The following is a 4,961-nucleotide window of genomic DNA, read 5'->3' on the forward strand; positions in this document are numbered from 1 at the left end:
CCCCGCCGTAATGGGCGAGCTGGCGAAAATCCTGCCGCCCTACAATATGAACCAATTAAGCTTGGCGACCGCCAAATTCGCCCTGCAACACCATGACGCGATTCAGACGACCATCGATATTTTGAAAGCCGAACGCGAACGCGTTTTCAGCGAATTGTCCGCCATAGGTCGTCTGAAAGCCTTCCCCAGCGAAGCGAATTTCATTACCGTGCGTGTTCCCGATGCAGACGCATTGTTTAACACGCTTAAAGAAAACCGCATCCTGATTAAGAAACTCCACGGCACGCATCCGCTTTTGGCGCAGTGCGTCCGCATTACCATCGGCAGTCCCGAGCAAAACGATGCCGTACTGGACATTATCCGCAAGCTTTATGCCTGATTTTTTAAAACCTCACAGAGAGTAAACCTATGACCATCACTCAACTCCACCTTGCCAATTTCCTGCAGCTTGTCGAAGAAGCAGGCTCATTCACCAAACTTGCCCGCAAATGCGGTTACGACAACGCGGCATCCCTGTCCCAACTAAAACGCCGCCTTGAAGAGCAGGCAGAAGACGAAAAAGCGCGCGGCATCCGCCCCAGCCTTGCCGCCAAACTCGAAGCCGGTATGCACAAACGCAAAGGCTGGTTAAACCGCGACCACAGCAAAGACAAAGAAAAAGCCGCAGCCGCCGAAGCCGCCCGCCAAGAGCGTGCCGCCCAAGCAGCCGCAGCCGCCGCACCGGCATTCCATATGCCCGCAGAAGGCCGCGCAGTCAGCATCACCCGCAACACCAGCGAAACCCAAATCACCCTCAACCTCAACCTCGACGGCACCGGACAATACCGTTTCGACACCGGCGTACCCTTCCTTGAGCATATGCTTGCCCAAGTCGCCCGCCACGGCATGATCGACCTCGACATCACCTGCAAAGGAGATTTGCACATCGACGACCACCACACCGTCGAAGACATTGGCATTGTACTCGGACAAGCCCTGAAACAAGCCTTGGGCAGCAAAGCCGGCATCCGCCGCTACGGCCATGCCTACGTCCCGCTCGACGAAGCCTTGAGCCGCGTTGTCATCGACCTCTCCGGCCGCCCCGGACTCGTGTACAACATCGACTTCACCCGCGCCCTCATCGGACGTTTTGACGTTGACCTGTTCGAAGAATTCTTCCACGGCGTCGTCAACCACAGCATGATGACCCTGCACATCGACAACCTCAGCGGCCACAACGCCCACCACCAAGCCGAAACCGTATTCAAAGCCTTCGGCCGCGCCCTGCGCATGGCAGCAGAATACGATCCTCGTATGGCAGGACAAACCCCGTCCACCAAAGGCACCTTGAGCGACGAATCCGTTGCCGTTGAAGTTACCGTTGAAGAAGAAGCGCAAAGCGAAGCGTAATCCGCTTTAAAAAGGTCGTCTGAAAACCGGGAAACAGGTTTTCAGACGACCTTTGCGTTTGCAGCAGGCATTGTTCCAAACAGCAATCGGCAAAAACATCACAAATGAAAGCAGAAAGCATCCGCCCGCCCTCTTTCCCGCATCGATGTAAATCCATCTTAAATCGCAGACAACCCAAAATAAAAATCCATAGCCCAAATCTCATCCACAGATTCCGTTCTTCAAAAGCATCTTGTCAAACCACGCACCCTGTTTCCCTATCATTACCCACAAACCCCTAAAAGGTCGTCTGAAAACAGGCATAACAAATTTTCAGACGACCTCCGATTTGTCAAACCCGCCCGATTTATGGGAAAATCGCACGATTGAATTTAACGAAGGGCGACACCGTGTTAGACAGAGAAGGCTATCGCCCCAATGTCGGTATCATCTTAATCAACAACCGCAACGAAGTCTTTTGGGGCAAGCGTGTGCGCGAACATTCGTGGCAGTTCCCGCAAGGCGGCATCAAGCCGGGCGAAAGCCCCGAAACCGCTATGTACCGCGAGCTGTACGAAGAAGTCGGGCTGTTGCCGCAACACATCAAAATCGTCGGACGCACGCGCGACTGGCTGCGTTATGATGTGCCGAGCCACTGGGTACGCCGCGAATGGCGCGGTTCGTATCGCGGGCAGAAGCAGATTTGGTATCTTTTGCGGCTGGTCGGGCGCGACAGCGACATCAATCTGCGCGCCTGCCACCATCCCGAATTTGACGGCTGGCGTTGGCACCAATATTGGGCTCCCGTTGACGAAGTGATTGATTTCAAACGCGACGTTTACTTGGGGGCATTGAAAGAACTCTCCTCCCGCTTCCTGCGCGGCATGGAAAGCTACGAAGACTTTACCGCGCGCCTGCCTTTTGACAACCGATAAAATAACGAAACGCAACGCTTTCAGGTCGTCTGAAAGCGTTGTTCTTCCTTTCAGACGACCTCTTCCCCTATGACTAAAAACAACCAATACAGCGAATCCAGCATCACCGTCCTCAAAGGCTTGGAGCCGGTCAAAGAACGTCCCGGCATGTACACCCGCACCGACAGCCCGACCCACATCTGCCAAGAAGTCATCGACAACGCGGCGGACGAGGCGTTGGGCGGTTTCGCTACTGAAATCGACGTGCGCATCCACGACGACGGTTCGCTTTCCGTGCGCGACAACGGGCGCGGCATTCCCGTCGGGCTGCACCCTGTCGAAGGCGTGCCCGTGGTCGAACTTGTATTTACCCGTCTGCACGCAGGCGGCAAGTTCAATAAAAAAGACGGCGGCAGCGCGTATGCCTTTTCAGGCGGCCTGCACGGCGTGGGCGTGTCCGTCACCAACGCCCTCTCCACCCGCCTTGAGGTAACCGTCAAACGCGAAGGCAAAATCCACCGCATCGTGTTTGCCGGCGGCGACGTGGTTGAACCGTTGGCGGAAGTGGGCAAATGCGCCGTCAAAGACAGCGGCACCGAAGTGCGCGTCTGGCCGGACGGCAAATATTTTGAAAGCCCGAATTACAGCATTCCCGAACTCGAACGCCTGCTGCGCGCCAAAGCTGTACTGTTGCCGGGCGTGCGCGTCTCCCTGACCCGTCCGGTCAAAGGCGAAGACGAAGCGCACACCCAAACCTGGCACTACCCCGACGGTCTGAAAAGCTATCTGACCGACCTGATTGCCGACGCACAGGAAGCCGTGCCGCTGTTCTCCTGCGAAAACTACATTTCAGACGACCACAACGGCGATTTCAGCATCGGCGAAGGCGCCGCGTTTGCCCTGACCTGGCTGGAAGAAGGCTCGTGCGCCAACGAAAGCTACGTCAACCTCATCCCCACCCCGCTGGGCGGCACACACGAAGCGGGCTTGAAACAAGCCGTGTTCAACGCTGTCAACAACTTCATCAATCTGCACAACCTCCTACCGCGCGGCGTGAAAGTGCAAAGCGACGACGTGTTCAGCAAAACCGCCTTCGTCCTCTCCGCCCGTGTCCTTGACCCGCAGTTCCAAGGTCAGACCAAAGACAAACTGACCAACCGTGACGCATTGAAACTCGTTGCCGCCGTATCGGGGGACCCTTTGGAATTGTGGCTGAATCAAAACGTGGACTTCGGCAAAAAAATCGCCGAACTCGCCATCCGTCAGGCACAAGCGCGGATGCGTTCGGTTAAAAAAATCGAAAAGAAAAAAGGCAGCGGCGTCGCCGTCCTGCCTGGCAAACTGACCGACTGCGAAAGTGAAGACATCCGCGAAAACGAACTCTTCCTCGTCGAAGGCGATTCCGCCGGCGGCTCCGCCAAACTCGCCCGCGACAAAGCCACGCAAGCGATTTTGCCCCTGCGCGGCAAAGTGCTCAACAGCTTCGAAGTCCACCCCGACCAGCTTTTCGGCAACGCCGAAATCCACGACATTTCCGTCGCCATCGGCGTCGATCCGCACGGCATCAACGACAATCCCGATTTAAGCGGCCTGCGCTACGGCAAAATCGCCATCTTGTCCGATGCCGACGTGGACGGCTCTCATATTCAAGTTTTGCTGCTGACCCTGTTCTACCGCCACTTCCCGAAACTGGTCGCCGACGGACACATCTACGTCGCCCAGCCGCCGCTGTTCCGCGTCGATGTCAACGCACAAGGCAAAAGCAAACCCGCCCGCAAATTCTACGCCCTCGACCAAAACGAACTCGACAGTATTTTAGAACGGCTGCAAAAAGAAGGCGTCAAAGAAACCGCCTATTCCATCAGCCGTTTCAAAGGCTTGGGCGAGATGAACCCCGACCAGCTCAAAGACACCACCATGCACCCCGACACCCGCCGCCTGTTGCAGGTGCAAATCCCCGAAGGCGCGGATGACGAAACACGCGACATCTTCGTCAAACTGATGGGCAAAGGCGAAGCCGCCGCCCGCCGCGCATGGATGGAAAAAGAAGGCGATACGGCAGAATTGGATATTTGACGCCGTTGGTTTGAAAAGCAAAAAGGTCGTCTGAAAATTGAACTGCACCCCAAAAGTTGGACATCCCCTCCAACTCACAAGGTGCAGTTTTTTTATGAGCAAATATACATTACACTTCAAATACCAAGCCGTACTCCACTACCTGCATATACGCAGCCAACAGCGTACCGCAGACCACTACGGCATTTCCCGAACCCACCTGAGACGATGGATACGCGCCTATCAAGAAGGCGGTATCGGCGCACTCGAACATCCCCAATCCAAAACCATGCCCCAACACCGCAAAAACCCCTTCATCTCAGATAAACCCGACCAAGAAAAAACGCAGGCAGAGCTTATCGAAGAGTTGTGCTATATGCGCGCAAAGGTTGCCTATTTAAAGGAGTTAAAAGCCCTCAGCCAAAAACAGACCGAAAAGGACAAAGCCAAACCGTCCAAACACTGAGGGCGCAACACCCGCTCAAATACCTGCTGCACATCGCAAACCTGCCCAAAAGCAGCTTTTACTACCACCACCAAGACCGACCCGACCCCGACGCAGCCGACAAAGCCCTCCTCGTCGAAACCTACCGGCGGCATAAAGGACGCTACGGACAAAGGCGC

General features: G+C 55.6%; 5 protein-coding genes. All 5 read left to right on the forward strand.

From position 1 onward, the window contains the following. Positions 1–379: aminotransferase class I/II-fold pyridoxal phosphate-dependent enzyme (locus HMPREF1051_RS09440; RefSeq protein WP_036492825.1), on the forward strand; the 379-nt coding region annotated here is incomplete at its 5' end. A 29-nt stretch (positions 380–408) separates the two neighbouring features. After that, positions 409–1,389, forward strand: a complete 981-nt coding sequence (gene hisB, locus HMPREF1051_RS09445) for an imidazoleglycerol-phosphate dehydratase HisB (protein ID WP_003767790.1) — start codon at positions 409–411, stop codon at positions 1,387–1,389. A gap of 389 nt (positions 1,390–1,778) precedes the next feature. Further along, on the forward strand, positions 1,779–2,303 hold the full coding sequence (locus HMPREF1051_RS09450; RefSeq protein ID WP_003743450.1) for an RNA pyrophosphohydrolase: 525 nt from the start codon (positions 1,779–1,781) through the stop codon (positions 2,301–2,303). 69 nt (positions 2,304–2,372) lie between these two features. After that, complete coding sequence (gene parE, locus HMPREF1051_RS09455) at positions 2,373–4,358, forward strand: DNA topoisomerase IV subunit B (RefSeq protein WP_003767794.1); 1,986 nt, start codon at positions 2,373–2,375, stop codon at positions 4,356–4,358. Between the two features lie 94 nt (positions 4,359–4,452). Then, positions 4,453–4,803 (forward strand): helix-turn-helix domain-containing protein, encoded by a 351-nt coding sequence (locus tag HMPREF1051_RS09460; RefSeq protein ID WP_003765219.1) that lies wholly within the window; start codon positions 4,453–4,455, stop codon positions 4,801–4,803. The last annotated feature ends 158 nt before the right edge of the window (positions 4,804–4,961 follow it).

Origin of the sequence: Neisseria sicca VK64 (genome assembly GCF_000260655.1) — a bacterium.
In the GTDB taxonomy this organism is placed as follows: domain Bacteria; phylum Pseudomonadota; class Gammaproteobacteria; order Burkholderiales; family Neisseriaceae; genus Neisseria; species Neisseria sicca_B.

Excerpts from the sequence above, each read along its gene's own strand:
- hisB (WP_003767790.1), top strand. The coding sequence starts at position 409 with ATGACCATCACTCAACTCCACCTTGCCAATTTCCTGCAGCTTGTCGAA.
- parE (WP_003767794.1), top strand. The coding sequence starts at position 2,373 with ATGACTAAAAACAACCAATACAGCGAATCCAGCATCACCGTCCTCAAA.
- HMPREF1051_RS09460 (WP_003765219.1), top strand. The coding sequence starts at position 4,453 with ATGAGCAAATATACATTACACTTCAAATACCAAGCCGTACTCCACTAC.